Origin of the sequence: Streptomyces xanthophaeus (assembly GCF_000725805.1) — a bacterium.
Classification (GTDB): Bacteria; Actinomycetota; Actinomycetes; order Streptomycetales; family Streptomycetaceae; genus Streptomyces; species Streptomyces xanthophaeus.
In genome coordinates this window covers 1-1047 of sequence record NZ_JOFT01000091.1, presented here as the reverse complement: position 1 = coordinate 1047, position 1047 = coordinate 1, and the positions used below count along the sequence as shown (strand labels likewise).

Sequence of the window (1047 nt, the reverse complement as noted above, 5' to 3'; positions counted from 1 at the left end):
GGGATTACTTGGCGCCGAGGCCGGCGTCGGAGACCTCGGGCTTGCCGGCGGCCTTGAGGACCTTGTTCAGGAGCGTCAGGTCGTAGATGCCGGTGAGGTCGGGCTGCTCGATGAGCTTGGCCTTGACGGCCCAGTCGGACTGGGTCTTGAGGGTGGCGGCCAGGGGGTCGTCGGTGATGGCGATGCTGGGCCATGCGGGGTCGATGACCTTGGCGTCGAGGGGCTTGCCGCCTTCGGCTTCGAGGCGGGCGTTGGCGGATGCCTTGGCCTTGTCGGGGTTGGCGTTGATCCACTCGTTGGTCTTGACGGTGCCCTTGAGGACGGCTTCGACGACGTCCGGGTGCTCCTTGAGGAACTTCTGGGACACGATGATGTTCGTGATGACGAACTTCTTGTCGGGCCACAGGGCGGTCTCGTCGAGGAGGACGGTGCCGCCGTCGGAGACGAGCTTGGAGGCGGTGGGTTCGGGGACCCAGGCGCCGTCGATGGAGCCCTGCTTGAAGGCGTCGGGGGTGACCTTGTTGTCGGTGCGGACGACGGAGACGTCGCCCTTGCCGGACTCGGGGTCGACGTTCCAGCCCTTCTCGGAGATCCAGTTGAGGAAGGCGACGTCCTGGGTGTTCCCCTTCTGGGGGGTGGCGATCTTCTTGCCCTTGAGGTCGTCGAGGGTCTTGATCTTCTCCGGGTTCACGACGAGCTTGACGCCGCCGGAGGCGGAGCCGGAGATGATGCGGAGGTTGGAGCCCTTGGACTTGACGTAGCCGTTGATGGACGGCGAGGGGCCGATGAAGCCGATGTCGAGAGAGCCGCCGTTGAGGGCTTCGATCTCGGAGGGGCCGGCGTTGAAGGACTGCGGCTTGATCTTGGTGCCGTTCAGTTCCTTCTCGATGAGGCCTTCCTGGAGGCCGACCAGGGCGGTGGCGTGGGTCAGGTTCGGGAAGTACCCGATGCGGACCTCGGACGCGGAGAGCTTCTGGCCGGAGTCGGCCACGTTGGCGGCCTTGTCCTTGGGGTCGTCCTTCTTGGCCTCGGAGCCGTAGCCGCAAG

1 protein-coding gene is annotated in these 1047 nt (G+C 65.7%); it reads right to left on the bottom strand.

Annotation, left to right across the window (positions count from 1 at the left end; all coding sequences use genetic code 11):
• Positions 1–4: 4 nt before the first annotated feature.
• Positions 5–1047: ABC transporter substrate-binding protein (locus IO30_RS0129030; protein ID WP_031147799.1), on the bottom strand; the 1043-nt coding region annotated here is incomplete at its 5' end.